The organism is Mycobacterium basiliense (assembly GCF_900292015.1).
GTDB classification, from domain to species: domain Bacteria; phylum Actinomycetota; class Actinomycetes; order Mycobacteriales; family Mycobacteriaceae; genus Mycobacterium; species Mycobacterium basiliense.
This window is the reverse complement of record NZ_LR130759.1, coordinates 4,674,525-4,700,599: the sequence shown is the minus strand read 5'-3', so window position 1 is coordinate 4,700,599 and position 26,075 is coordinate 4,674,525. Positions and strand designations below refer to the sequence as shown.

Below are 26,075 nucleotides of genomic sequence, written 5' to 3'. Positions count from 1 at the left end.
CCATGGCGGCCGACGTATCCAAGAGTTGCGAGTTGTCGTATCCGTTGTTTGATGCGGACAACCATCTCTACGAGACCGAGGAGTCGCTGACCAAGTACCTGCCCAGGAAATACCGGGGCGTGATCCAGTACGTCCAGGTGAACGGCCGGACGAAGATCGCGATACGCGGTCAGATCAGCGACTACATCCCCAACCCGACCTTCGAGGTGGTCGCCAGGCCCGGCGCGATGGAGGAGTACTTCCGGGTGGGCAACCCCGAGGGCAAGAGCCGGCGAGAGATTTTCGGCGAACCAATGCGGTCGATTCCGGCCTTCCGCGAACCCGGTCCCCGCTTGGAGCTGATGAACGAATTGGGCGTCGACCGGTCGTTGATGTTCCCCACCTTGGCCAGCCTGATCGAGGAGCGGATGCGCGACGATCCGTTGCTCATTCACATCGTGGTACACGCGCTCAACGAATGGCTGCACGAGGAATGGGGCTTCCGCTACCAGGACCGGATCTTTACAGTGCCGGTGGTCAGCCTGCCGATTGTCGAGAAGGCCATCGAGGAACTGGATTGGGTGGTCGAGCGAGGTGCGCGCGCGATATTGGTGCGCCCGGCTCCGGTGCCCGGGTATCGCGGTCCGCGATCGTTTGCCCTGCCGGAATTCGACCCATTCTGGCAACGCTGTGTCGAGCATGACGTATTGGTTGCCATGCATTCCTCGGACAGCGGGTACGCCCGATACACCGCCGAGTGGGACGGCGGCGACAGGGAGATGTTGCCCTTCCAAACCAATGCATTTTCCATGCTCAACGAGTGGCGCCCGGTGCAGGATGCCGTGGCATCCTGGGTGATTCACGGCGCGTTGTATCGGGTGCCGCAGCTCAAGGTTGCGGTCATCGAGGCCGGCTCCAAATGGCTGTTCCCGCTGCTGGACCAGTTGGCGGACGTCTACAAGAAAACGCCGGAAAGCTTCCCTGGCGGCGACCCCGTCGAAGAGATCAAAAACCGCATCCACATCAGCCCCTTCTACGAGGACGGAATCGGTGATCTCATCGAGTTGATCGGTGCGGATCGGGTGCTGTACGGCTCCGACTACCCGCACCCCGAGGGACTCGCGCAACCGCGCCACTACGCCGACGCGCTGCAAGATCTCGCCGTCGACGACCAGGCGAAGATCATGGGAGGCAACCTCGCTCGGCTGATGTCGGTGTGAACCAATGGCGGACCATCCCCGAGATGGTCTTGAGCGCGAGTGAGCGTTTCGGCGATGCGGAGGCTATCGTCGACGGGTCGCTGCGGATCACCTTCACCGAGCTGACCGACCGCGTGCGCCGCGCCGCGGGTGCGTTCGCGGCGTTGGGCATCGAAAAGGGGGAGCGGGCCGCCATCTGGGCGCCCAATTCGGCGCAGTGGATCATTGCGGCGTTCGGGCTGCTGACCGCCGGCGGGGTGTTGGTCCCGGTCAACACACGCTTCAAGGTAGACGAGGCGACCGACATCATCCGTCGCAGCGGTGTCAGGGCTGTGCTGTTCGAAAAAGGCTTCCTGGGGCTGGATTTCACTGTTCCGGGGGGAATTCCAGCGATCGATCTGCAGTCCGGGTTTCTCGAAGGTGGTTCGCCATTCGAAAACGCGGTGAGCGGATCAGATATCGCTGACATCGTCTACACGTCGGGCACCACCGGGCGGCCCAAGGGCGTGATGATGGATCATGCGCAAACGTTGCGGCACTGCGCGCAGTGGTGTGATCGCGCCGACCTGCGCACTGGTGATCGCTATCTGATCGTCAACCCGTTTTTCCATATCTTTGGTTACAAGGCGGGTTGCATCGCGTCGCTGATCAGGGGCGCCACCATCGTTCCGGTGCGCGTTTTCGACATCGACAAGGTGCTGGAATTGATTGAGCGCGAGCGAATTACGATGCTTCCAGGACCTCCGACGCTGTACCATTCGTTGTTGTCTGCTCAAGGTGAGCGGGATTTGTCGTCGCTGCGGGCGGGCGTGACCGGCGCCACGGATATACCGGTGGAGCTCATCCGGCGGGTCCGCACGGAGCTGCCTTTTCAAACCATCGTGACCGGTTATGGCCTGACGGAGGCCGGAACCGTGACGCTGTCCAAGCCAGACGATTCTTTCGAGGCCATCGCTACCACCGCGGGTGTGGCCTGCGACGGGATCGAGGTGGCGATCGCCGGCGACGGTGAGATCTTGGTGCGCGGATACAGCGTGATGAAGGGCTATCTCGACGATCCCGTCGCGACCGCCGAGGCGATCGACGACGAGGGCTGGCTGCACACCGGCGATCTCGGCAACCTCGACGAGGCGGGTCGCCTGCGCGTCGTCGGCCGCAAGAAGGACATGTTCATCGTCGGCGGATTCAACGCCTATCCGGCCGAGATTGAGGGCTACTTGCTCGGGCACGAGGCGGTCGCTCAGGTGGCTGTCATCGGCGTTCCGGACGCACGTCTGGGACAGGTGGGCAAGGCGTTTGTGGTTCGTAGAAGTCGCAAAAGCGATGTCAGCGCTGAGGATTTAGTGGGCTGGTGCCGGGAACGGATGGCGGGATTCAAGGTCCCTCGCTCGGTGCAGTTCGTCGATACGCTGCCACTGAACGCCGCCGGGAAAGTGGTCAAAGACCTGCTCCGCTAAGACAGGCCGCCAGTGTATGTCCAACACGAGAACAATATTTCCGCAAGAAAAATTTGATTTCCGGTTTGGTGTAGCGTTGACGCAGCAGCCGATTTGAGCAACCAGCGACAATGTGGCTCTCCAAGAATCATCGAAGCAAGGGGTCGATGCCGCGACATGGGCAGCAAGTCCGTCTGGCCGATCGCCAGGATTGCGGGTGCTCGCCGCGAGTGCGACATCGGCGCTGGTGCTCGCCCTTTATCGGGTGGTGCTAGTAGGGTTGCGCAACAGCGACGTCCGTCGTACCCCGCGCGCGTCATCGAAGCCGGCGCCCAGGCTCGATTCGTGCCGGGATATCGTCGCCGGCCGGTAGCAGATGGCAGTGAACATGCCGATGACGGATCAGGGGTAGAGGAGTTCCGCATTGAGCCATACGAGCAGTCGTCTTATCGGGCCGGTGCAGTGTGAGCACGGATATTGAAAACGGTGCTGCTGATTCGAGATCGGTTCCGGTGAACGAGGACGACATTCCCAGCACGGCTGCGGACATGCGGGCGTTGGCCGAGCAGGCCGAGGCCGAGGCCGCGGAAGCCGAAGCTCTGGCCGCCGCGGCCCGCGCCCGCGCCCGCGCTATTCAGTTGCGTCGTCAGGCCGAAGTCGCCGAGGCAGGCGCAAACGTTGAAGCCTCCGATGCCAGCCCCGTTGAAGCCCAACCGAGCACTGGGGACGATGCTTCCGCCGAATCGTCCGAGCATCCTGTCGAGGCGGTCGAGCAGGCGCAAGGAGTGGAAGTCGAGGTGGCCGAGATCGACCTCGTGCCCAAGGTCGATGAGTCTGAGGCCGAACCGGACGGGCGGCCAAGGCGACGCTGGTTGAGTAGGCGTCCCCAACGGTCCACGGTTGCCGCCGTGGTTGCCGTGATCGTCATCCTCGCCGCGCTGACGGGCAGCGTGTACATGGTCCTCGAACATCGCGATGCGGCCCGGCAACGTCAACGCGTGGCCGAGTTTGCCGCGGCGGCGCGGCAGGGCGTTGTGACTCTGACGTCGCTGGATTTCCAAAATGCCAAGCAGGGGATGCAACGCATCCTCGACAGCTCCACCGGGTCGTTCAAAGATGAGCTGCTGAAGACCTCGGACGATTTCATCCAAGTGGTGGAACAGGCGCAGGTGGTGGAGCAAGGGACCGTCCAAGCGGTCGCGGTCGACTGGGACTCGATGACTGACAATTCGGCGGTGGTGTTGGTTTCCTCGACGTCGGAAGTGACCAACGCTGCGGGCGCCAAGAGGGATCCCCGCAAGTACCGACTGATCGTGACCATCACCCGCGACGGCGATCAGCTTAAGATGTCGAAAGTCGAGTTTGTGCCGTGAGTGCAGAGGAATCCGCGGTTCGGGCGGAGATGCCGGACGAGAGTGGCCAGCTTGAGTCGCCCAAGCGGAAAGCCGGCTGGCCGAAAAAGTTGGTGTCCGGCAAGGTCGTTGCCACCCTGGTGGCGGTGCTCGTGGTGGCCCCTCTTGGGTTGTTGGCTTGGCTGTACTTATTCTCTTACCGTCCCGACCGCGCCGTCGATACCCAGGCCGCGCAGTCGGCAGTCTCGGCGGCAATGGACGGAACCATCGCCATACTGTCGTACTCCCCGGATACCCTTGAACGCGACTTCTCCTCCGCCAGATCGCATCTGACAGGCGAGTTCTTGTCGTACTACGACCAATTCACTCAGGAGATCGTTGCGCCGGCTGCTAGGCAGAAATCGGTAAAGACCCGCGCGGTGGTGTTGCGGGCCGCCGTATCGGAACTGCAACCGGATTCGGCGGCGGTCCTGTTGTTCGTCAATCAAAGCACGCAAAGCGCGGACCGGCCCGAGCCGACGCTGACCTCCAGCAGCGTCATGGTGAAATTGACGAAATCCAATGGAAAATGGCTTATCTCATCGTTTGATCCAGTCTAGATCGGTCCAGATCCGGTCTAGAAAGTCGGTGGGTGACGGGAAGCTCGATGATGACCAATGACATCCACTCGATGGTAATTGCGTCGGACTACCGGGTCCCCGATCCGACCAGGGTGTGGCCGTTGTTGGAGCGCAACAAGTCGGCTCTGGCCGACATCGGTGCGCATCACGTTCTGGTCTACGCATCGACGCACGACTACGGTCGCGTCTTGGTCATGATCGGTGTGCACAGCCGGGAGCCGGTCGTTGAGTTGCTGCGCTCGCGGGTCTTCTTCGACTGGTTCGACGCGGTGGGCGTCGACGACATTCCGGCGGTCTTCGCCGGTGAGATCGTAGACAGGTTTGTCGGCGTACCCACGGTGGGAGCTGCGCAGGCCCCGGGAGTTGTGCTGGCCGCCATCGCATCGGTCGCCGACGTGCCAACCCTAACCGCGAAAGTCGGCCTTGCGATGGATCGGTTCACCGCCGCCGGTATTCGGAAAACTTGGGTTTTCCAGGCTTTCGACGATAGCCACGAGGTTCTGATCCTGCAGGAATTTCCCGACGAGGAGCGCGCCCGCGAGTGGATCGATCATCCCGACGCCGCGGCGCAATGGGTGAGTCGGACGGGACGGGGGGCCTACCCGCCACTGTTCGTGGGGCGCTTCTCCGAGATGATGCGGATCGACCCGTAGTGAGTTGGTCGCGACCACTGTCTGGCTGGTGACGCCGGGTTGCCGCGCGCACCGACCAAGGATGTCGCGCAGGCCTGCGGAGCGGGTGCCGACGGCTCGTGCTATCGGCGTACACCGCGCTCGGTGTGCGTCTCTCAGCGACGCACACTGCCGTCCTGGGACAGAGGTTTAACGAGTTCGCCAAGCAGGTGCGGGATTTCGAGTCGCGGCAACATCGCCTCGACTAACACCATGCGGTCCTTGTGTTTCGCGGCCGCGGTGAATGCATCGTCGAGTTCACCATAGGTGTGCGCCCGAAATGCCAGGTGATCGCGCACTCCCAGCGCGTTGGGGACATCGACCCAGCTCCAGCTGACGATGTCGTTGTAGGGAGCCGACTCGCCATGAATCGCGCGTTCGACGGTGTAGCCGTCGTTGTTGACCACCACGATGACTGGAGACACGCCCTCCCGGGAGAAGGTGCCGAGTTCCTGCACGGTCAGTTGTGCTGCGCCGTCGCCGATCAGCAACACGGTCCTACGGTCGGGATGCGCCACCGCTGCTCCGACCGCTGCAGGAAGCGTGTAACCAATTGAACCCCACAGGGGTTGACCAATAAAGGTAACGCCTTTCGGCAACCGGTGGTCGGCCATGCCGTAGAACGAGGTGCCCTGGTCGGCCAGCACCACGTTGCCCGGTGTGAGCGCTACGCAGAGCCGGTCCCACAGCATCTGTTGGGTGAGCGGATCGTCGCGCGACGGCGTCGGTGGTGCCGCCTCGGCCGGTGGCGTTGCGACCGGCGGTGAACATATACCGCGTTGTCGCAGGATCGCGGTCACCGCCTCAAGTGCAGCGGCCATTTCCAACGGCGCGAACACTTGGTCGGCCACGCTGCTTTGGTATTGCCCGACATCGATGGTTCGACTCGGGTCGATCCGCTGGCTGAAGAATCCGCTGACCATGTCGGTGAACACCACACCCGCTGTGAGCAGCACCGGTGCCTGCTCGATCGCCGCGCGTACTCGGTCGGCGCTGGCCGCCCCGGCATAAATCCCGAGAAAGTTTGGTGAACTCTCGTCAAGCAGACTCTTTCCCCACATCAACGTGGCATGCGGCACGACGTCGGCGGCCAGCAATTCCTCCAGCTCCTTGATCACCTGCAATCGATGGACGAGCAGGTCGGCCAGTACGGTCAGCTGGTGGTCAGCGATCAGTTCGGTAGCGGCTTCGGTGAAATAGGACAGCGCACGCGGGCTGGTACCGCCGGTGTAGGGGGGCAACGGGGCCCCAGGTGGTTCGGTGGGAAACCGCGCCACGTCGGTCGACAGCAGTAGGTATCCGGGACGCTTCTGCTCCCGCACCTCCGACAGCACCCGATCAATTTCCCGGCATGCCGTTGCGGGCATGAGATTGGCTTGGGCGCAGGTTATTTCGCGGCTGATCCGGAAGAAGTGCTCGAAGTCTCCGTCGCCGAGTGAATGATGCAGCGCGCGCCGGGCGCCCTGAGCGTCTTTGGAAGGGCCGCCGACGATGTGGACAACCGGCACGTGTTCGGCGAAACTTCCCGCGATTGCGTTGGTCGCGGAAAGCTCGCCGACCCCGAATGTCGTTACCACTGCTGACATTCCGCGCAACCGTCCGTAGCCGTCGGCGGCGTACCCGGCGTTGAGTTCGTTGGCGCTGCCAACCCAGCGAATGGTCGGATGCGCGACGATGTGGTCGAGAAACTCCAGGTTGTAGTCACCGGGGACGCCGAAGATCTCGGAGACGCCGAGTTCGGCGAGACGGTCAAGCAGGTAGTCGCCCACGGTGTAGACGTCGTCGTTCGCGGCACTAGTTTCGAGTGGGGTCACGGAGACGACGCTACGCCGTCGAAACTATTCCGGTGGGGCCGCCGCTTCGCTATGGTGCGGCCATGGCAATCAAAGAATCCCGTGAGATCGTCATCGAAGCCAGCCCCCAGGAGATCATGGATGTCATTGCCGATTTCGAAGCGATGCCCGAGTGGTCCCCGCCGCACCAGAGTGCCGAAATTCTGCAGACCGGAGAGGACGGTCGGCCCAGCCAGGTCAAGATGAAAGTCAAGACCGCCGGTATCACTGACGAGCAAGTGGTGGCCTACAGCTGGGGGGACAACAAGGTGAGCTGGAAGCTCATCAGCTCTGGTCAGCAACGCTCCCAGGATGGGAGCTACGTCTTGACGGCGGAGGGCGGCAAGACCCGGGTGAAACTCGAGCTCACCGTCGACCCGGTGGTACCGCTGCCGGGCTTCGTGCTGAAGCGGGCGGTGAAGGGATCGGTGGAGTCGGGCCTCGATGACCTGCGTAAACAGGTACTCAAAGTGAAGAAGGGTAACTAGGTACCTTGCCCGGTGGGGGGCCTCTGGCCGGGGTTAGGGTCATCGAGCTCGGTGGTATTGGACCGGGTCCGCACGCCGGCATGGTGCTCGCCGATCTGGGTGCCGACGTGGTACGGGTGCGTCGCCCCGGCGGCCTGCAGATGCCCTCCGAGGACAGCGATCTACTGCACCGCGGAAAGCGGATCGTCGACTTGGACGTCAAGGCGCAGCCTCGGGCGTTGTTAGAGCTGGCTGCCAAGGCCGATGTGCTGCTGGACTGCTTTCGCCCTGGTACCTGCGAGCGCCTCGGCATCGGGCCCGATGACTGCGCGGCCGTGAATCCGCGGTTGATCTTTGCGCGAATCACCGGCTGGGGGCAGGACGGTCCGCTCGCGTCGACCGCGGGCCACGACATCAACTACCTGTCGCAGACCGGTGCGTTGTCGGCGCTGGGCCATCGAGACCGGCCCCCGATGCCGCCGCTGAATCTGGTTGCCGACTTTGGTGGTGGGTCGATGCTGGTGCTGCTGGGTATCGTCGCGGCGCTGTACGAACGCGAACGGTCCGGCCGGGGTCAGATTATCGACGCCGCGATGGTCGACGGTGTCAGCGTGCTCGCCCAAATGATGTGGACCATGAAGGCCATCGGCAGTCTGCGCGATGAACGCGAATCGTTCCTGCTCGATGGCGGTGCGCCATTCTACCGCTGCTATGAAACCTCTGACGGCAAGTTCATGGCGGTGGGCGCCATCGAGCCGCAATTCTTCGCGGCGTTGCTGGCCGGGCTGGGCCTGTCGGCCAGCGAGGTGCCAGCCCAGCTGGACGTGTCCGGCTACCCACAGATGTGCGAGACCTTCACACGACGGTTCGCCAGTCGGACCCGCGACGAGTGGACCAACGTTTTCGCCGGCACCGACGCATGTGTGAGCCCGGTGCTCACCTGGAGTGAAGCTGCGGCCAACGATCACTTGAGAGCGCGGTCGACGGTGATCACCGCCGCGGGTGTCGAGCAGGCCGCGCCCGCGCCCCGCTTCTCGCGAACCCCGGCAGCTCCGGTGCGCCAACCGCCGGCCGAAACCACACCGATTGACGAAATCAACTGGTAACCACGTATTTGCACCGAACCCGGTCCGCGAACGTGGCAGCGTTGCTAGCTTGAAGTTGGTGGCCGTAAAAGCATCGCGGGAATTCATCATTGATGCGCCCCCGGAAAAGGTCATGGAGGCGCTGGGAGATGTTGGTGTCCTGGAATCCTGGTCGCCCCTGCACAAACGGGTGGAAGTGATCGACTACTACCCCGACGGTCGCCCCCATCACGTGAAGGCCACCGTGAAGATTCTGGGACTCGTCGACAAAGAGATCCTGGAGTATCACTGGGGCCCGGACTGGGTGTGCTGGGATGCCGACAAGACTTTCCAGCAGCGTGGGCAGCACATCGAGTACACCGTCCGGCCCGAAGGTCTCGACAAGTCGCGGGTACGTTTCGATATCACCGTCGAACCGGCGGGCCCGATTCCCGGCTTCATCGTCAAACGCGCCAGTGAGCACGTGCTGGATGCGGCGGCGAAGGGGCTGAGCGAGCTGCTGACGGGTGACCGCGACCCGGACAAGACGACATAGGCCCGTTTCCCCTGCCCCGCAATTGGGATCGCGTTGCTAACTTGGTGTCAGTGGCCGTACAAGCGTCGCGCGAGATCGTGATTGATGCGCCTCCTGAGGTGATTATGGAGGCGCTCGCCGACATGGACGCGGTGCCGTCCTGGTCTTCGGTGCACAAGCGGGTCGAGGTCGTCGACACCCATCCAGATGGTCGACCCCATCATGTGCGGGTCACCGTCAAAGTGACGGGCATCGTCGACACGGAGCTGGTCGAATATCACTGGGGCCCGGACTGGATGGTGTGGGATGCCAAAAAGACAGCGCAGCAACACGGTCAGCATGGCGAGTACAACCTGCGCCGGGAGGGCGAAGACAAGACCCGGGTGCGATTTAGCATCACCGTCGAACCATCGGCACCGCTGCCCGAATTCTGGATCAGACGTGCCCGCAAGAAGATCCTCCATGCGGCATTGGAAGGTTTGCGGAAGCGAGTCATGGGTGCCGCGGAGTAGCTCCATCCCGCAGTACAGCGAGTCGCTTGACCGCCTCGTCGAGGGTTTCTTCACTTTTGCAAAAGGTGAACCGCACCAAATGATTCCACAAGTTTGCGGGTTTTGATTCATGGTCTGCCGCCGAATCGCAGAATGCCGACATCGGGATCGCGGCGACCCCGGCCGCTTCCGGTAGTACGGCGCAGAACTCCGTGCTGTCGTGATAGCCGAGCGGACGGGGGTCGGCGCACAAGAAATAGGTGCCGTTGCTGTCGTGCACCTCGAATCCAATTTTGGTCAACCCAGTGGCGAGGCGATCTCGTCTGGCCTGCAGCGAATTCCTCAACGCTGCCACCCAGGCGCCCTCGGTCTCCAGGGCGAGCGCCACCGCGGGCTGGAACGGTGCGCCGCCGACATAGCTCAAATATTGCTTGGCCGTACGCATTCCGGCTATGAGTTCAGAAGGGCCACAAGCCCATCCGATTTTCCAGCCGGTGCAGTTGAACATCTTGGCCGCGCTCGAGATGGTGATCGTGCGCTCGGCCATACCGTCGAATCCGGCCAGTGGATGGTGGCTGTGGCCATCAAACACCAGATGCTCGTAGACCTCGTCGGTGATCACCAGAAGGTCTGCGGCGACTGCGATCTCCGCGATGGCGGCCAGCTCCGAGTTGCTCAACACGGCTCCGGTTGGGTTGTGCGGCGAATTGACGATCAGCGCACGACTCCGGGGGGTCAACGCGCGCCGCAGCGCCTCGGCGTCCAGAGCGAAGCCGTCGCCATCGGGCACCATGGGCACGGCCACCCGGTGCGCGCCGGCCATCGCCACCACCGGCGAGTAGGAGTCGTAAAACGGCTCGATCAGCAATACCTCGGAGCCCGGTTCGACGAGGCCGAGCACCGCCGCGGCGATGGCCTCGGTGGCGCCGACCGTCACGAGCACTTCGGTGTCGGGGTCGTACTCGATACCAAAGTTTCGCCGGCGCTGCCCGGCGATCGCGTGCCGCAGCGCCGGGATGCCCATCCCCGGCGGATACTGGTTGACGCCGCTGGCTATGGCTTCTTGCGCGGCCTTCAGCATGGCCGGCGGTCCATCCTCGTCCGGAAAGCCCTGTCCGAGGTTTACCGCGCCAATACGCGCGGCCAAGGCCGACATCTCGGCGAACACCGTCGTCGCGTAGGGCTGCAGCCGCGACACCGTCATGGCGGTCGAGCCTAGCTGGACCGACTGCATGCCCGAAGTATCCGCCGGCGAGCTTGTCCGCGGGGACGCGGGGCCGCGGGGCCCGCGTTGCCACATTCGCCACGCTGGCCCCTGTCGGGTGGGGTGTTCGTTGTGCCCGCCTTCGCGCGACACGACGCCGATGGCAGGGCACATTACGGGTCTGCAGAGCCGGATAGTGAGCTGGCGTCGCGGCCACGGCAGTGGCTGTGGCCGAGGTGACCAGGGGTGTGTGCGGCCCCGCTCGTATCGGGCGGAGAGGACCACGTCGGCGGATGCGGGCAAGCCGGATGGTGGGTGCTCGCTGGGTCGATGCGACCGACGAAGACCTGCCCAACCAACAGGTTGGCCGAGGCCCCTGTTAGTGTGCCTGTACTGGACCTAGTCTTGATGACAAATCTGAACCCCAATTTTTGCGAACAGGAATACAGACATGTCCGAAGAAGCCTTCATTTATGAGGCCATCCGCACGCCCCGTGGTAAGCAAAAAAACGGCTCCCTGAACGAGGTCAAGCCGTTGAGCCTGGTCGTCGGCCTGATCGACGAGCTGCGCAGACGCAACCCCGACCTCGATGAGAATCTGATCAGCGACGTCATCCTGGGATGCGTTTCGCCGGTGGGCGATCAAGGGGGCGACATTGCCCGCGCGGCGGTGCTGGCTTCTGGCATGCCGGTCACTTCCGGGGGCGTGCAGCTCAACCGGTTCTGCGCTTCGGGGCTCGAGGCCGTGAACACCGCCGCACAGAAGGTGCGCTCTGGCTGGGACGACCTGGTTCTGGCCGGCGGTGTCGAGTCGATGAGCCGGGTGCCGATGGGAGCCGACGGCGGTGCCATGGGCATGGACCCCGCGACGAACTACGACGTCATGTTTGTTCCGCAGGGCATCGGTGCCGACCTGATCGCCACCATCGAGGGATTCTCCCGCGATGATGTCGATGCCTACGCTCTGCGCAGCCAGGAGAAGGCCGCAGAAGCGTGGTCGGGCGGCTACTTTGCCAAGTCTGTGGTGCCGGTCCGGGACCAAAACGGACTGCTGATCCTCGACCACGACGAGCACATGCGGCCCGACACCACCAAGGAGGGTCTGGGCAAGTTGAAGCCGGCCTTCGAAGGTTTGGCTGCGCTGGGTGGCTTCGACGACGTGGCACTGCAGAAGTACCACTGGGTAGAGAAGATCAACCACGTGCACACCGGCGGCAACAGCTCCGGCATCGTCGACGGCGCCGCGCTGGTGATGATCGGCTCAGAGGCCGCCGGCAAGTCACAAGGCCTGACACCCCGGGCCCGGATTGTGGCCACCGCTACCAGCGGAGCCGACCCAGTCATCATGCTGACCGGCCCGACACCGGCCGCCCGCAAGGTGCTGGACCGTGCCGGGTTGACCGTCGATGACATCGACCTGTTCGAGCTCAACGAGGCGTTCGCGTCGGTGGTGCTGAAGTTCCAGAAGGACCTGAACATCCCCGATGAGAAGCTCAACGTCAACGGTGGAGCCATCGCGATGGGCCACCCGCTGGGTGCCACCGGCGCGATGATCCTGGGCACCATGGTCGACGAGCTGGAACGCCGTAACGCTCGGCGGGCATTGGTCACGCTGTGTATCGGCGGCGGCATGGGTGTCGCGACAATCATCGAGCGAGTCTGAGAGGCTGCGAAAACAGATGGCAGAAAACACTATTCAGTGGGACAAGGATGCCGACGGCATCGTCACACTGACCATGGATGACCCGTCCGGGTCGGCTAACGTCATGAATGAGGCCTACATCGAGTCGATGGGTAAGGCCGTCGATCGCCTTGTCGCCGAGCGGGATTCGGTCACCGGCGTGGTGATCACCAGCGCGAAGAAGACCTTCTTCGCCGGTGGTGACGTCAAGACCATGGTGCAGGCGACGCCGGAGGACGCCGGAAACGTCTTCGACACCGTCGAGACCGTCAAGAAGCAATTGCGCACCCTCGAGACACTGGGCAAGCCGGTGGTCGCTGCCATCAACGGGGCGGCGCTCGGCGGTGGGCTCGAGATCGCGCTGGCCTGTCATCACCGCATCGCTGCCGATGTGAAGGGCAGCCAGATCGGACTGCCCGAAGTGACCCTCGGCCTGCTGCCCGGTGGGGGTGGCGTAACCCGCACCGTGCGGATGTTCGGTATCCAGACCGCGTTCGTCAGCATCCTTGCCCAGGGCAACCGGTTCAAGCCGGCCAAGGCCAAGGAGATTGGGCTGGTCGATGAACTGGTGAGCAGTGCTGACGATTTGGTGCCCGCCGCCAAGGCGTGGATCAAGGCCAACCCGGACGCGCACGAGCAGCCGTGGGACAAGAAGGGCTACAAGATGCCCGGCGGTACCCCGTCGTCGCCGGGGTTGGCGGCCATCTTGCCGTCGTTCCCGTCGAACCTGCGCAAGCAGCTCAAGGGTGCGCCGATGCCCGCGCCGCGGGCCATCCTGGCGGCCGCGGTCGAGGGTGCGCAGGTGGACTTCGACACCGCCACCCGCATCGAGAGCCGCTACTTCGCCTCGCTGGTCACCGGCCAGGTCTCCAAGAACATGATCCAGGCGTTCTTCTTCGACCTGCAAGCCATCAACGCGGGCAAGTCGCGACCGGACGGCATCGGCAAGACCCCGATCAACAAGATCGGTGTGCTGGGCGCCGGCATGATGGGCGCGGGCATTGCCTACGTCTCGGCCAAGGCTGGCTACGACGTGGTACTCAAGGACGTCAGCCTCGAGGCCGCGCAAAAGGGTAAGGGTTACTCCGAAAAGCTGGAAGCCAAGGCGCTCGAGCGAGGCCGCACCACCGAGGAGAAATCCAAGGCGCTGCTGGGCCGGATTACCCCGACCGCCGACGCTGCTGATTTGAAGGGCGTGGACTTCGTGGTCGAGGCCGTCTTCGAGAACCAGGAGCTCAAGCACAAGGTGTTCCAGGAAATCGAAGACGTCGTTGAGCCCAACGCGGTGCTCGGGTCGAACACCTCCACGCTGCCGATCACCGGTCTGGCGACCGGCGTCAAGCGGCAGGAAGACTTCATCGGGGTCCACTTCTTCTCGCCGGTCGACAAGATGCCGCTGGTCGAGATCATCAAGGGCGAGAAGACTTCTGACGAGGCGCTGGCCCGGGTGTTCGATTACACGCTGGCCATCGGCAAGACGCCGATCGTGGTCAACGACAGCCGCGGCTTCTTCACCTCGCGGGTCATCGGCACCTTCGTCAACGAGGCGCTGGCGATGCTGGGCGAGGGAGTGGAGCCGGCTTCGATTGAGCAGGCAGGTTCCCAGGCCGGCTACCCGGCCCCGCCGCTGCAGCTATCCGATGAGCTCAACCTGGAGCTGATGCACAAGATCGCCGTCGCGACCCGCAAGGGCGTCGAGGACGCCGGCGGCACCTACGAGGCGCACCCGGCCGAGGCGGTCGTCGAGAAGATGATCGAGCTCGGTCGGTCCGGCCGGCTGAAGGGCGCGGGCTTCTACGACTACCCCGACGGCAAGCGGTCCGGGTTGTGGTCGGGCCTGCGGGAGACATTCAAGTCGGGCAGCTCGGAGCCCCCACTGCAGGACATGATCGACCGGATGTTGTTCGCCGAGGCGCTGGAAACCCAGAAGTGCCTGGATGAGAACGTGCTGATGTCGACCGCCGATGCCAACATCGGCTCGATCATGGGCATCGGTTACCCGCCCTGGACCGGTGGTAGCGCGCAGTTCATCGTCGGCTACTCCGGCCCGCTGGGTACCGGCAAGGAAGCCTTTGTGGCCCGTGCGCGTGAGCTGGCCGCCCAGTACGGTGACCGGTTCCTGCCGCCGGATTCGCTGACGTAGTACCGCTTTGGTTCTGCGTTAGTCCTGTCGAACGTAAAGCCCCCGACGCGTCAGCGTACGGGGGCTTTTACGTCAGGGCGTGCCGGTGTCCCCGCGCCGAGATATAAGTCAGGGCCGGTGTATCCGGCGTGTCTTCGCCGCAGGTTATGTGTCGGCTAGTCGACTACGGACGCTCTGTAGCCCGTGAACTGCATCGAGTCGCAGAGTCGGCGCGCCGCAGCAATAACTCTTGTCCCACGACATGTCGGTAGTGATAGTCGAGTTCTTCCTGACTGCGGAACCTGAACACGGTTCGCGCGTCATCCAGCGGCGGAAGCTGGTCTGGGGCCCGAAGCCCACCCTGGCGGAATCGACCCGCGCGGTGGTCGCGTTCGGCGGTTTGTAGGACTGTTGTTCTGCAGTTTCCAGACACGCCCCACGACGAGTTGCGTACGGTGTCGGTGCCGGCTGCGCTCGCTGCACTGGGTGTGTGACGCACTCCCAAGTTTGGGTTGGCCGGACTAGAGTCCCAGCCATGCGCTTTGGTCTCTTCATTCCACAGGGTTGGCGAATGGATCTCGTCGGCATCGCGCCGGATAAGCACTGGACGGTGATGCGCGACTTGGCGATCCACGCCGACGGCGGCGTGTGGGATTCACTGTGGGTCTACGACCATTTCCATACCGTCCCGCTGCCGACCGACGAAGCCACGCATGAGGCGTGGTCGTTGATGGCGGCATACGCCGCGACGACATCGCGGATCAAGCTCGGTCAGATGTGCACCGCAATGAGCTATCGCAATCCTGTCTACTTGGCCAAGGTGGCGGCCACCGCCGACATCATCTCCGGCGGCCGAATTCAGATGGGTATCGGCGGTGGGTGGTACGAACACGAGTGGCGCGCTTATGGTTACGGGTTTCCGACGGCCAAGGTGCGGTTGGGTCGGCTGGACGAGGGCGTGCAAATCATGCGTGCAGCCTGGCGCGACGGCAGAGTCTCTTTTCCTGGCGAACACTACCAGGTCGACGGTGCAATCGTGGCACCGAAGCCATTGCAGGGCAACGGAATTCCACTATGGGTCGCCGGAGGCGGTGAGAAAGTGACGCTGCGCATTGCGGCCAAGTATGCCCAGTACACCAACTTCACGCCGGAACCCACCGCATTTGCGCACAAATCCGAGGTGCTGGCACAGCACTGCCGCAAGCTCGGCACAGACTTCGATGCCATCGTTCGTTCGGCCAACTTCACCGCCGTCGTCGGAGCGTCGGACACCGACGTCAAGGATCGGTTGCAGCGGGTCCGTGATCGTCTGGTTGGCTATGTTCCCGAGGCGGTGGCGGATTCAATGATCGGCGGTCTTCCCGATTCGGCCACCGGCACGTCAGAACAGGTGATCGAGCGGATGTCCGCGCTTCGCGACTTGGGGTGCCAATACGCGATCTGCTATTTCCCCGAGGCGGCCTACGACCGATCCGGCATCGAGCTATTCGAACGCGAAGTGATCCCCGCGTTGAGCTAGCCTGCCCGACCGTGGGGTGGCCTTGCCGGAAGACTGACGTATATCGACAAGGCAGGCGTGCCGGGCCGTGCCCCCATTTCACTCAAGGCCATTCGGATACGGATCAACACGCTGATTGATAGGGGTCCGCGTCGGCATTTTCGTCGAGTTCATAAAATTCATCCCCTGCGGGCGGCGAATACCCATATTGCCGACGACTTCACGAACGGGGTCACCAATGCCTTGGCGAAGGTGCGGCCGACGGTGAATATCGGTACAGCCCTGCTGATCTCGATGCCGTCCTAGGATATCAAGCTATTCCTGGACGGCGTGTCGCAAGCGGTCAACGGTGCCCCGGTAGCGGGGCTGGTTAATGCGATTGGCATGCCGATCGCCGCCAACGTCGGACTGGTGACACTCCTGGGCGGTTTTGAGCTGTTCGTTCTGCGGGGCTTGGTATCCACCGCCCACTCCGCTGTAGCCCGCCCCGTGGTGAGAACATGATTTTCGATTGTGCGTAATGCTGTTGTACCGTTTGGTGAGGAGCATTATTTCGTCCCGCCCGCCGGACGGAGGATTCCTCGATGCAGAAGGTACTGGCCCCGGATATTTCGACGTGGCCCGATGACAATCCACAACTGATCGGTAGCCGTTGCAGAGATTGCGGGGCCACCGCCTTCCCCGCACAGCGCTGGTGTCCCCGCTGCAGCGGCGAGGAAATGGGTGAGGTGTTGCTGCCTCGGCGCGGCAGCCTGGTGGCATGGACCACCCAGGGATTCCCGCCGGGACCTCCCTATGCCGGTCCGGGTGGGAAGGATTTCGTGCCATTCGGTGTGGGTTTGGTCCAGTTGGGGGACGTGATCCGCGTCGAGGCGCGGTTGACCGAGAACGACCCGGCCAAGCTGCGGTTCGGCCAACAGGTCGAACTCACCATGGTGCCGCTGGCCAGGGACGAGGAGGGGGCGCAGGTCATGACGTTCGCCTTCCGGCCGGTTGGGTGAGGAGCCCGGTATGAGCAACGATGTGGCGATTATCGGTGTGGGCCTGCATCCGTTCGGTAGATTCGACAAGACCGCGATGCAGATGGGCGCCGAAGCGATCAGGTCCGCACTGACCGACGCCGGTGCCCAGTGGAGAGACATTCAGTTTGGGTTCGGCGGCAGCTACGAGGTGTCCAACCCGGACGCGGTGACGCGCCTGGTCGGATTGACCGGTATCACGTTCACCAACGTGTTCAATGCCTGCGCCACGGCGGCAAGTGCGATTCAGCAGACCGCTGACACGATCCGGTTGGGCAAGTACGACATAGGCATCGCCATCGGCATGGATAAACACCCACGGGGCGCGTTCACCGACGACCCGGCCAAGCTGGCGTTGCCACAGTGGTATGCCCAGAATGGGCAGTTTGTCACCACGAAGTTCTTCGGGATGAAAGCCAACAAATACCTGCACGATCACAACATCTCCCAGGCGACGCTGGCCAAAGTGGCTGCGAAGAACTATCGCAACGGTGCTCTGAACCCGAATGCCTTTCGACGCAAGGCGCTTCCCGAGGAAGAGATCCTCCATTCGGCTGTTCTGAACTACCCGCTGACGCAATACATGTTCTGTGCGCCCGACGAGGGTGCCGCTGCCGTGGTCATGTGCCGTGGAGACCTGGCGCACAAGTTCACCAAGAAACCCGTGTATGTGCGGGCCTGCGAGATCCGTACCCGCAGGTATGGAGCCTACGAAGTGCACGCGACGTCGGCCCCGCTAGACGAGGACGCTTCACCGACCGTGTACGCGGCCAAGGCCGCCTATCAGGCAGCGGGAATCGGGCCCGAGGATATCGACCTGGCTCAATTGCAGGACACCGACGCCGGCGCCGAGGTGATCCACATGGCTGAGACGGGTCTGTGCGCCGATGGTGAGCAGGAGAAGTTGATCGCCGACGGCGATACCGAGATCCACGGCCCGATACCGATCAACACCGACGGCGGCTTGATCGCCAACGGCGAGCCGATCGGGGCGTCGGGACTGCGACAGGTGCATGAGCTGGTACGACAGCTGAGGGGAGAGGGCGGTGAGCGTCAGGTGCCTGGGACCCCACGCGTCGGCCTGGCACAGGTCTATGGCGCGCCGGGCACCGCGTCGGCGACCATCCTGTCGCGCTAGATCGCGGGTCCTAACAGGTCGTCGGCGTCGCGGATGATGTACCCATAACCCTGCTCGGCCAGGAACCGCTGCCGGTGGGCGGCGTATTCGGCGTCCAGGCTGTCGCGGGCCACCACGGAGTAGAAGATGGCGCCTCCGCCGTCGGACTTGGGCCGCAGGAGTCTACCCAGCCGTTGGGCCTCTTCCTGGCGCGAGCCAAACGTACCCGAAACCTGTACCGCTACCGAAGCTTCCGGTAGGTCGATGGAGAAGTTGGCAACCTTGGACACCACCAGCGTAGAGATCTCGCCACGGCGGAAGGCGTCGAACAGCGCTTCGCGTTCACGGGTTTTCGTCGCCCCTTGGATTACCGGCGCATCCAATTCGGCGCCGAGCTCATCGAGCTGATCCAGATAGGCGCCGATCACCAGGGTTTGTTCTCCCGGGTGCTTGTCCAGAATCGATTTGACCACCGCGATTTTGGTATGCACGGTCGAGCAAATCCGATAGCGCTCTTCGGGCTCGGAGGTGGCGTACATCATTCGTTCGTTGTCGGTCATGGTGACCCGGACCTCGACGCATTCGGCCGGCGCGATCCACCCTTGAGCCTCGATGTCCTTCCACGGCGCGTCATAGCGTTTCGGGCCGATAAGGGAAAACACGTCACCTTCGCGGCCGTCCTCACGGATCAACGTAGCGGTCAGGCCCAGCCTTCGCTTGGATTGCAGGTCCGCGGTCATCCGGAACACCGGCGCCGGTAGCAGATGAACCTCGTCGTAGATGATCAGTCCCCAGTCGCGGCTGTCGAAGAGCTCGAGATGACGGTATTCGCCTTTGGTGCGACGGGTAATCATCTGGTACGTCGAGATAGTGACGGGCCGAATTTCCTTGCGCTCTCCGGAGTATTCGCCGATCTCGTCTTCGCTCAGCGATGTGCGCGCAACCAGCTCGCGCTTCCACTGACGCGCGGCCACGATATTGGTGACCAGAATCAGTGTTGTCGCGCGAGCCCTGGCCATTGCGGCCGCACCGACCAACGTCTTGCCCGCTCCGCACGGCAAAACGACCACTCCGGACCCGCCGTCCCAGAACGAGTCCGCAGCCAGCTGTTGATAGTCGCGCAGCTGCCAGCCGTCCTGCTCTAGGCTGATCGGGTGCGCTTCGCCGTCCACGTACCCGGCTAGATCTTCTGCTGGCCAACCAATCTTGAGCAGCAGCTGCTTGACTCTGCCCCGTTCGCTCGGGTGAACGGCCACCGTGTCGTCATCAATCCGGGTGCCCAACATCGGTGCGATCTTCTTGTTGCGCAGCACCTCCTCGAGCACAGCGCGATCTAGGCTCACCAGCGTCAAACCGTGCACCGGGCTCTTGACCAACTGCAGCCGCCCGTAGCGGGCCATGGTGTCGACGATGTCGACCAGCAGCGGCTGTGGCACCGCGTAGCGCGAGAAACTGACCAGTGCATCGACTACCTGCTCGGCGTCGTGGCCGGCGGCGCGGGCGTTCCACAACGCCAGCGGTGTGATGCGATAGGTGTGTATGTGTTCGGGTGCCCGTTCCAACTCGGCGAACGGTGCGATGGCGGCGCGTGCGGTGCCGGCCTGCTCGTGGTCCACTTCGAGTAGCACCGTCTTGTCGGATTGGACGATCAACGGTCCGTCGGTCACCAGAGTCGGTCCTGTCTACGGTGAGCGAGCGGACCCCGCCCACCGCATCGTCGTGCATCGTCTTCGGCGCGAATCATGGGCTCCATTATCGGTCGTCGGCCGACATCACCGACGTGATGCGGTGGATAGCAAAGTCGCGTAGCTTTCCCGACGTCGAATCGAATGCCATCAGCTGACCGCCCCGAACGACGATCGGCGATACCACGCGCTGCGTCGCCACGCCGGCGGCGTCCAGGTAGCCGATCACCAGCGTCGTCTGGTCCTTTGCGGCCCGTTGCAAAAGCGACATCGCGACCGCCGGGTCCACGCGGATATTGCCGAACGGTGCGGCGGTCACTGTTCGCAATACCGCGATGATCCCGTTCAATGTTTCGCTGCTGGGCCGGGGAGTCGGGCGGTAGGGCCGGCGTTGGTTTGGTGCGGGTACCCGGGCGCTGAGGGGCCGGACATCGACGATGGCGCCGGTGGAATCCTCGGCGGCCGGGGTGAAGCCCGCGTTTCGCAACGCGACGAGCACCTCGGAGATCGGGGCGGGCGAGACCGCCACCGTTGGTGCCAGGGCCCGCAGCTGCAGTTCCTCGCCCGCGGGTGCTGCCATGGCCTGCGCCAACAGCGCGGGATCCTCACATCGGACAAACGACGCCGCCATGCCGATACGCAATTGCCCGTGCCGGCGTGCGACATCGTCAATGAGATAGGTGAGACCCTGCGGCACTGGTGTCTTGGAGTGGTCGGCGAAAAAAGCGTGCATCCAGTCACGGGATTTGCCGATATCCAGTGCGTGCCGGATGGACTGCTCGCTGACTCGGTACACCATGGCCGCGCCGGCTGATTCGACGTTCGCTACCGCGGCCAGCTCATTGGCGAGGTCGCGTTGCAGCGGGCCTGGCGCTACCACGGTCAGGTCCGCCTGCACCAGGAAGTGATCAATGGGTTTGGGCAGCGCTCGCGTCATCGCATCGACCACGGTTGTGGGCTCGACGCCTTCATCCAGCAGCGCTCGACCCGGCGCGCTTATGGCCCCGCGGCCCACCAGGCCGAGCGCATGGCACTCGTCCAACAGGTCCGAGACCGGGCCCGGCTGCAGCCGCCGGCTCCACCGCGGCCGGTGCCAGATCAACGCCGCCGACGCCGTCGCCTGGTCTACACCCGCGCCGATGGGCAATTCGGCAAGCATGCCCAACAGCAGGCGACGATCCAATGGTGCTGCGGTGGAAAACAGCGAATCAGACAGTGCGCTATAGGGTTTGCCGTCCGGGCCGCGGCTGCCGATCAGCGCTGGCCGGCCGGGCAGGTCAAGCCAGGTGTGGGCCAACAGGTGCCACCGTTCGGCAGGGGACATCGCGGTGAAGCGGTCGGCGGCTGCCGTTGGCGCCCAAAACGGCCCCTCGCCGTGGGAAGGGAGCGGATCAGGCATCCCGCTGGCGATCAGTCCGGCCGCCGCCGCCACTTCGAGGATTAGGCCCAGCCGCTGTTCGTCGACTCCAAGCGTCTTGGCCAGCCGCTTGATTTCCCGCACTCCCAACCCGCCGCTGCGCAGTTCGGGGACCGGCGTGCTGCCGAGGCTGATCAAAAGCACGTCTGTCTCGCGCAGCAGGTCGATGGCGGCCCCGGCGGCTGCGGCATCGACGTCGTCGGGGGTGGCGGTGGAAACCGCCGGGTCGGGCGCACCGAGCTGCATCGGACCCGGGCGCTCGCCGCGCAGCACCTGTCCGACATGCCAGGGCAAGATCACAGTCTCGGCGTCGATGCGCCTCAGTAACCCCATCGTCAGCAGGCGGGGAACCGGCCGGTCCGGCGAGGCGCCGGGTGCGGCATCGCGGGTCCGCCCCATCGGGGACCCTTCGAGCAGCTTCTCCAGCACCTCACGCTGTCCTTGGTCGAGCCCGGCGATCAGCTCGGCGATTTCATCGCCGGTGCGCGCACCGTCCTCAAGGGTGACTTGGCCGGGATGCCACGGCAGTGCCGTACCCGTATCTGGCGCGACTCGGACCACGCCTTCGCCCCAGGCCAGGGCGCGTTGTGTGAGGTCGGCCAGTGCGTCGGTCACTTGGGGGTGGGGCGCGCGGTCGCCGATGAGCGATAGCAGTTTGGCGATCGGCACTGGTGTGGTGTCGGCCTGCAGCACTAACAATGCGTCGAGCACTGCCAGTCGCAGAAAGTCGAGGTCGTCGGTGGCGGCCTTGACCGACTGACGTGCCTGGGCGCGCGCGGCTAGCGCAGCGATGCTGCCAGGTGGCGGCTGGGCAAGGTCTGGCCGCAGTTCCAGCAGTCGGATCAGCCGCTCGTCAGGCAAGTCGGCAAGCCAGGACCCCAGCGGGATATCCGGGGTGTGTTCGGTCATTGCTGATCAGCCTAGGCCCGACCCGCGACCTTGCGCCGCGGGCGTGCGTTGGACCTGTCAGAATGGACGACGTGGCTGACATTGCTGACGGCAAGGCGCGCAAGACCAAGTACGTGGACAACGGCTGGCCCACCACGGACCCGGACGATCATGCGGTGAGCGAACTGGTGACCGACCGGACCGGTGCGTTATCCCCCTTCGGTGAGGTGGCTTTCCCCGTGGCCTCCGATGACCTGCCCTATGTCCACCCGGTGACGGTGGTCAACAAGTAGTCGCCGGGATGGCCGGGGGCCTCAAGGCTTCCGCGGCTTCGGCCACGTCTGAGGTTCGCTCGCACCGCTCGAGTCTGACGGCACACTTGGGCGGTCGACGGAACGAGCGTGCGAAGCAGGCGCTGGCGGCTCTCGCGCGGCGGGTCCTACGCTCTACCACATGAGCAACGTGGTGGTGCCGGCCGCGCGTATGGACGACATCCGGATGCCTAGCAAATGCGGCCGGTGTAGCGGAAGCTGGCCGCGGTGACGAGCGGCCGCTCCGCGCGTATCATCATCGCGTCGACCCGAGCGTCGGCCGGCGGGTATACCGATGCGTGTGGTCCGATTATTACTGAATGGCTTGAGCAGCGGGGTTTTTCGCCGGTGGAGTCGGAGGTTGTCGCCGATGGAAATCCGGTCGGCGAGGCACTGCGCGAAGCCGTCGGTGCCGGAGTCGACTTGATCATTACCTCCGGGGGCACCGGCATCTCGCCTACCGATGCCACCCCGGAGCACACCGTCGCGGTGCTGGACTACGTCATCCCGGGGCTGGCCGACGCCATCCGGCGCTCGGGCCTCCCGAAAGTTCCCACCTCAGTGTTGTCGCGCGGCGTCTGCGGGGTGGCCGGCCACACGTTGGTAGTCAATTTGCCGGGTTCAGCCGACGGCGTTCGCGACGGCCTTGGGGTGCTCGACGACGTCGTGGATCACGCACTCGATCAACTCGCTGGCCACGATCACCAACGATGACGCAGGTTGTGCGCGCCGCGCGATTGCGGTGACTAGCCGATGACGGTTGGCTGCGCCAGCGCGTCCAGCGCGTCGTTGCCGCTGATATTTTGCTCCACGATCGCCTGCCACAGCTTCTTGGTGTAGGCGACGGTCGACACGTCGTGGATTTGCACCGGCGGGTTGATTTCGTCGGCGGGTGGCGGCACTTCGGCGGGCTCGGGAAGGGGCGCGCCCGCTTCCTCGACTGGGGGAGCATCCGGTGCTGGCGGGAGGTCGGCGGGTGCTGGGGGCAGGTCGGCGGGTGCCGGGGGTGCCAGGTCGGCCGGTGCCGGCGGGAGGTCGGCGGGTGCTGGGGGCAGGTCGGCGGGTGCTGGGGGCAGGTCGGCGGGTGCCGGGGGTGCCAGGTCGGCGGGTGCCGGCGGGAGGTCGGCGGGTGCCGGGGGTGCCAGGTCGGCGGGTGCCGGGGGTGCCAGGTCGGCGGGTGCCGGCGGGAGGTCGGCGGGTGCTGGGGGCAGGTCGGCGGGTGCTGGGGGCAGGTCGGCGGGTGCCGGGGGCAGGTCGGCGGGTGCCGGGGGTGCCAGGTCGGCGGGTGCCGGCGGGAGGTCGGCGGGTGCCGGGGGCAGGTCGGCCGGCGCTGGGGGCAGGTCGGCTGGAGCGGGCAGCTCGTCGCCGACCAATTCCACCGCGGGTGCCGGGGCGGGCGGCGGAGTGTCCGCGGGTGGTGGCGCGTCGGCCGGAGGCGGTGCCAGCGGAGCTGGCTCACCGTTGAGACCAGGTGCGTCCAGCGGCGCGTCCATTGCGGCCGGAGCGGGGACCTCGCGGGGAGTGGCCGCCGAAAGGCCGTGTCCGCATACCGGCCAAGCACCCCGACCCTGGGTCGCCAGGACGCGTTCGGCGACCGCGATCTGCTGTTCTCTGGTGGCCAACTGCGCCGACGGGGCGTATTCACCGCCGCCGTGCGAAGCCCAGGTTCCTTGCGCGAATTGCACGCCGCCGTAGTACCCGTTGCCGGTGTTGATCGCCCAGTTGCCTCCGGACTCGCAACGGGCTACCTGGTCCCATTCGCTGTCGGTGGCTGCGGCCGCTTGGCCCGCCAGGGCAATGCTTCCGCTGCCAAGTACCGCGCCGGTGAAGGCGACTTTGGCAACGCTGACGCTCGATGCGGTGGGCTTACGGTGACGTCCACTCATACGGCTGGTGATTCCTCTCGGTTAACGCCTGCGAGGTCAGCTGTCGGGTTCGGGTTGGAGAGGTAACCCGGCCAGCGTCGTTCTCCGTTGAGACGACATCGGCTTCACCCCAAGGAGCCGTACACGGCTCCGGTCCCGTCTCGGCGGACCTGGTGGGTCCCCCGCCTCCATCCGCGGTCGGAATCCCTCGCCTACTGGATGGAGCTCGGCGCTTTGCAGGCAGGGAGGCAAGTCACTTGGGTCGGTTGACAAGCCTCCCGAGACGGTAGCGGGTTCAGCCGATCTCGTCACGTGCGGGTTGACCCGGCGTTTTCCTCACAGTCGCTCGCAAAAACGCCAGGAATGCCCGCCGTTTGCGCAGCTCATAGCATTCCGACATCGGAGCGTGTCCCGGTCGTTATCGTTCCGTTACGTGACATATTTCACATGGCCTACCTGCCGCTGACTGCCGGGACTACGTCAAGTGTGTCGCCGGCGAATAACGATGCGGCGTCAGCTTGGACGGCAATTGACTCATACACCTAGGCAGATGCCGAGGGCCATGGCCCAACATCGTCGGCGGCGGGGCGCTCGGGTGGGCCGCGGCACGGCTGCCTCCCCGGCGTGATGCGGGTGCTCGATAGATCGGGCGGGTCAGTCCGCGGGAACGATCTCCTTCCCCAGCGGCACCAACGACACCGGAATCAGCTTGAGATTGGCCAGCGCCAGCGGAATGCCGATGATGGTTACTGCCATCGCCACGGCGCTCACCAGGTGCCCAATGGCTAGCCAGATGCCAAACAGCACTACCCAGATGACGTTGCCGATCAACGCGCCGGTCCCCGCGGTCGGCTTCTCAACGATCGTCCTGCCGAACGGCCACAACGCGTACGACGCGATCCGCAATGCGGCGAAGCCGAACGGAATGGTGACGACCATCAGGAAGCAGACTATTGCCGCAAGCAGATATCCGACGGCCAACCAGAGGCCGCCGAAAACAAGCCAAATGACGTTGAGGATCAGGCGCATATCTTCTCCTGTTGTAACGCCAGGCTACCGAGTGCCGGGTAAACGGGGATGCTTGTCGGTCAACCATCCGAGTAGGATCTGAGTTCGTCATCGCGTCCTGCGCATGCGGGACGCTTCTTCTGTTGTAAACCCAGTGATCCATCAGACAAGCAGGTGAGAGCAGTGCCGACCGGCAAGGTGAAGTGGTACGACTCCGACAAGGGGTTCGGCTTCTTATCGCAGGAGGACGGTGAGGATGTCTACGTCCGTTCCTCGGCGTTGCCGGCGGGCGTCGAGGGACTCAAAGCGGGGCAACGTGTCGAGTTCGGCATCGCGTCCGGACGGCGCGGACCGCAGGCATTGAGCCTCAAACTGCTCGATCCGCCGCCAAGCCTTTCGCGCACCCGCCGCGAAACCGTTGAGCACAAGCACAGCCCAGACGAGCTGCACGGCATGGTCGAGGACATGATCACCTTGCTGGAAAGCGCCGTGCAGCCAGAGCTGCGGAAGGGACGGTACCCGGACCGCAAGACGGCTCGCCGGGTTTCCGAGGTGGTCAAGGCGGTCGCCCGGGAACTAGACGCCTAGCCGCTTTCGCGCTTCGGTGGTGTGTT

Annotated in this window: 24 protein-coding genes, 1 pseudogene and 1 riboswitch; of the genes and pseudogenes, 19 read left to right on the top strand and 6 right to left on the bottom strand. The window is 64.3% G+C overall.

Annotated elements, in window-relative coordinates:
* Nucleotides 1-2 precede the first annotated feature (2 nt).
* The 5 genes from MB901379_RS19800 to MB901379_RS19780 all read left to right on the top strand — a co-directional run bounded on the left by MB901379_RS19800 (nt 3) and on the right by MB901379_RS19780 (nt 5,239).
* On the top strand, nt 3-1,199 hold the full coding sequence (locus MB901379_RS19800; RefSeq protein ID WP_158018160.1) for an amidohydrolase family protein: 1,197 nt from the start codon (nt 3-5) through the stop codon (nt 1,197-1,199).
* Nucleotides 1,196-2,635: a FadD3 family acyl-CoA ligase gene (locus tag MB901379_RS19795; RefSeq protein ID WP_158018159.1), complete on the top strand. Its 1,440-nt coding sequence runs from the start codon at nt 1,196-1,198 to the stop codon at nt 2,633-2,635. The genes MB901379_RS19800 and MB901379_RS19795 overlap by 4 nt, the downstream gene beginning before the upstream one ends.
* Nucleotides 2,636-3,045: 410 nt before the next feature.
* Nucleotides 3,046-3,987: a hypothetical protein gene (locus tag MB901379_RS19790; protein ID WP_158019325.1), complete on the top strand. Its 942-nt coding sequence runs from the start codon at nt 3,046-3,048 to the stop codon at nt 3,985-3,987.
* Between the two features lie 29 nt (nt 3,988-4,016).
* Nucleotides 4,017-4,565 carry a twin-arginine translocation pathway signal gene (locus MB901379_RS19785; protein WP_408632395.1) on the top strand — a complete coding sequence of 183 codons (549 nt, stop codon included), beginning with the start codon at nt 4,017-4,019 and terminating at the stop codon, nt 4,563-4,565.
* Nucleotides 4,566-4,612: 47 nt separating this feature from the next.
* The gene (locus MB901379_RS19780; protein WP_158019324.1) at nt 4,613-5,239 is read left to right on the top strand and encodes a fatty-acid--CoA ligase; all 627 of its coding nucleotides are present in this window, start codon (nt 4,613-4,615) and stop codon (nt 5,237-5,239) included.
* Between the two features lie 134 nt (nt 5,240-5,373).
* On the opposite strand, the gene MB901379_RS19775 is transcribed toward MB901379_RS19780, so the two are convergent.
* Nucleotides 5,374-7,071: an alpha-keto acid decarboxylase family protein gene (locus MB901379_RS19775; RefSeq protein WP_158018157.1), complete on the bottom strand. Its 1,698-nt coding sequence runs from the start codon at nt 7,069-7,071 to the stop codon at nt 5,374-5,376.
* A gap of 62 nt (nt 7,072-7,133) precedes the next feature.
* Here MB901379_RS19775 and MB901379_RS19770 point away from each other — a divergent pair, with 62 nt between their 5' ends.
* From MB901379_RS19770 to MB901379_RS19755, 4 genes are read left to right on the top strand one after another with little or no spacing between them, the layout of a single operon-like run.
* Nucleotides 7,134-7,577: an SRPBCC family protein gene (locus MB901379_RS19770; RefSeq protein ID WP_158018156.1), complete on the top strand. Its 444-nt coding sequence runs from the start codon at nt 7,134-7,136 to the stop codon at nt 7,575-7,577.
* A 5-nt stretch (nt 7,578-7,582) separates the two neighbouring features.
* Nucleotides 7,583-8,662, top strand: a complete 1,080-nt coding sequence (locus MB901379_RS19765; RefSeq protein ID WP_158018155.1) for a CaiB/BaiF CoA transferase family protein — start codon at nt 7,583-7,585, stop codon at nt 8,660-8,662.
* 58 nt (nt 8,663-8,720) lie between these two features.
* Nucleotides 8,721-9,176 carry an SRPBCC family protein gene (locus MB901379_RS19760; RefSeq protein ID WP_158018154.1) on the top strand — a complete coding sequence of 152 codons (456 nt, stop codon included), beginning with the start codon at nt 8,721-8,723 and terminating at the stop codon, nt 9,174-9,176.
* Between the two features lie 50 nt (nt 9,177-9,226).
* A complete protein-coding gene (locus MB901379_RS19755; protein ID WP_158018153.1) occupies nt 9,227-9,667 on the top strand; it encodes an SRPBCC family protein in 441 nt (146 codons plus the stop codon).
* Here the strand turns inward: MB901379_RS19755 and MB901379_RS19750 are convergent.
* Complete coding sequence (locus MB901379_RS19750; RefSeq protein WP_158018152.1) at nt 9,648-10,850, bottom strand: pyridoxal phosphate-dependent aminotransferase; 1,203 nt, start codon at nt 10,848-10,850, stop codon at nt 9,648-9,650. The genes MB901379_RS19755 and MB901379_RS19750 overlap by 20 nt on opposite strands.
* Nucleotides 10,851-11,301: 451 nt before the next feature.
* Here MB901379_RS19750 and MB901379_RS19745 point away from each other — a divergent pair, with 451 nt between their 5' ends.
* From MB901379_RS19745 to MB901379_RS19720, 7 genes and pseudogenes are all read left to right on the top strand, one after another.
* Nucleotides 11,302-12,513, top strand: coding sequence for an acetyl-CoA C-acetyltransferase (locus MB901379_RS19745; RefSeq protein WP_158018151.1), 1,212 nt, complete (start codon nt 11,302-11,304; stop codon nt 12,511-12,513).
* 16 nt (nt 12,514-12,529) lie between these two features.
* The gene (locus MB901379_RS19740; RefSeq protein ID WP_158018150.1) at nt 12,530-14,674 is read left to right on the top strand and encodes a 3-hydroxyacyl-CoA dehydrogenase NAD-binding domain-containing protein; all 2,145 of its coding nucleotides are present in this window, start codon (nt 12,530-12,532) and stop codon (nt 14,672-14,674) included.
* A gap of 313 nt (nt 14,675-14,987) precedes the next feature.
* Nucleotides 14,988-15,147 (top strand): annotated as a pseudogene (locus MB901379_RS19735) (TetR/AcrR family transcriptional regulator); the annotation flags it as partial.
* A 41-nt stretch (nt 15,148-15,188) separates the two neighbouring features.
* Nucleotides 15,189-16,172 (top strand): LLM class F420-dependent oxidoreductase, encoded by a 984-nt coding sequence (locus MB901379_RS19730; protein ID WP_158018149.1) that lies wholly within the window; start codon nt 15,189-15,191, stop codon nt 16,170-16,172.
* A 57-nt stretch (nt 16,173-16,229) separates the two neighbouring features.
* Nucleotides 16,230-16,457 (top strand): hypothetical protein, encoded by a 228-nt coding sequence (locus MB901379_RS24840; RefSeq protein ID WP_232021910.1) that lies wholly within the window; start codon nt 16,230-16,232, stop codon nt 16,455-16,457.
* 278 nt (nt 16,458-16,735) lie between these two features.
* On the top strand, nt 16,736-17,152 hold the full coding sequence (locus MB901379_RS19725) for a Zn-ribbon domain-containing OB-fold protein (protein WP_158018148.1): 417 nt from the start codon (nt 16,736-16,738) through the stop codon (nt 17,150-17,152).
* A 10-nt stretch (nt 17,153-17,162) separates the two neighbouring features.
* Complete coding sequence (locus MB901379_RS19720) at nt 17,163-18,308, top strand: thiolase family protein (protein WP_158018147.1); 1,146 nt, start codon at nt 17,163-17,165, stop codon at nt 18,306-18,308.
* Here the strand turns inward: MB901379_RS19720 and MB901379_RS19715 are convergent.
* Both MB901379_RS19715 and MB901379_RS19710 read right to left on the bottom strand, forming a co-directional pair.
* Nucleotides 18,305-19,954, bottom strand: coding sequence for a DNA repair helicase XPB (locus MB901379_RS19715; protein WP_158018146.1), 1,650 nt, complete (start codon nt 19,952-19,954; stop codon nt 18,305-18,307). The two genes, MB901379_RS19720 and MB901379_RS19715, sit on opposite strands and share 4 nt — an antisense overlap.
* An 85-nt stretch (nt 19,955-20,039) precedes the next feature.
* A complete protein-coding gene (locus tag MB901379_RS19710) occupies nt 20,040-22,298 on the bottom strand; it encodes a helicase-associated domain-containing protein (RefSeq protein ID WP_158018145.1) in 2,259 nt (752 codons plus the stop codon).
* Nucleotides 22,299-22,369: 71 nt separating this feature from the next.
* On the opposite strand from MB901379_RS19710, the gene MB901379_RS19705 reads away from it, so the two are divergent.
* Complete coding sequence (locus MB901379_RS19705; protein WP_158018144.1) at nt 22,370-22,570, top strand: hypothetical protein; 201 nt, start codon at nt 22,370-22,372, stop codon at nt 22,568-22,570.
* A gap of 246 nt (nt 22,571-22,816) precedes the next feature.
* Nucleotides 22,817-23,302: a MogA/MoaB family molybdenum cofactor biosynthesis protein gene (locus MB901379_RS19700; RefSeq protein ID WP_158018143.1), complete on the top strand. Its 486-nt coding sequence runs from the start codon at nt 22,817-22,819 to the stop codon at nt 23,300-23,302.
* A gap of 32 nt (nt 23,303-23,334) precedes the next feature.
* Here the strand turns inward: MB901379_RS19700 and MB901379_RS19695 are convergent, their stop codons facing one another.
* Complete coding sequence (locus MB901379_RS19695) at nt 23,335-24,474, bottom strand: transglycosylase family protein (protein WP_158018142.1); 1,140 nt, start codon at nt 24,472-24,474, stop codon at nt 23,335-23,337.
* 9 nt (nt 24,475-24,483) lie between these two features.
* A riboswitch (cyclic di-AMP (ydaO/yuaA leader) is annotated at nt 24,484-24,695 on the bottom strand.
* 412 nt (nt 24,696-25,107) lie between these two features.
* Nucleotides 25,108-25,482, bottom strand: coding sequence for a YccF domain-containing protein (locus MB901379_RS19690; RefSeq protein WP_158018141.1), 375 nt, complete (start codon nt 25,480-25,482; stop codon nt 25,108-25,110).
* 162 nt (nt 25,483-25,644) lie between these two features.
* Here MB901379_RS19690 and MB901379_RS19685 point away from each other — a divergent pair, with 162 nt between their 5' ends.
* Entirely contained in the window at nt 25,645-26,049 is a 405-nt protein-coding gene (locus MB901379_RS19685; RefSeq protein ID WP_158018140.1) for a cold-shock protein, read from the top strand.
* The last annotated feature ends 26 nt before the right edge of the window (nt 26,050-26,075 follow it).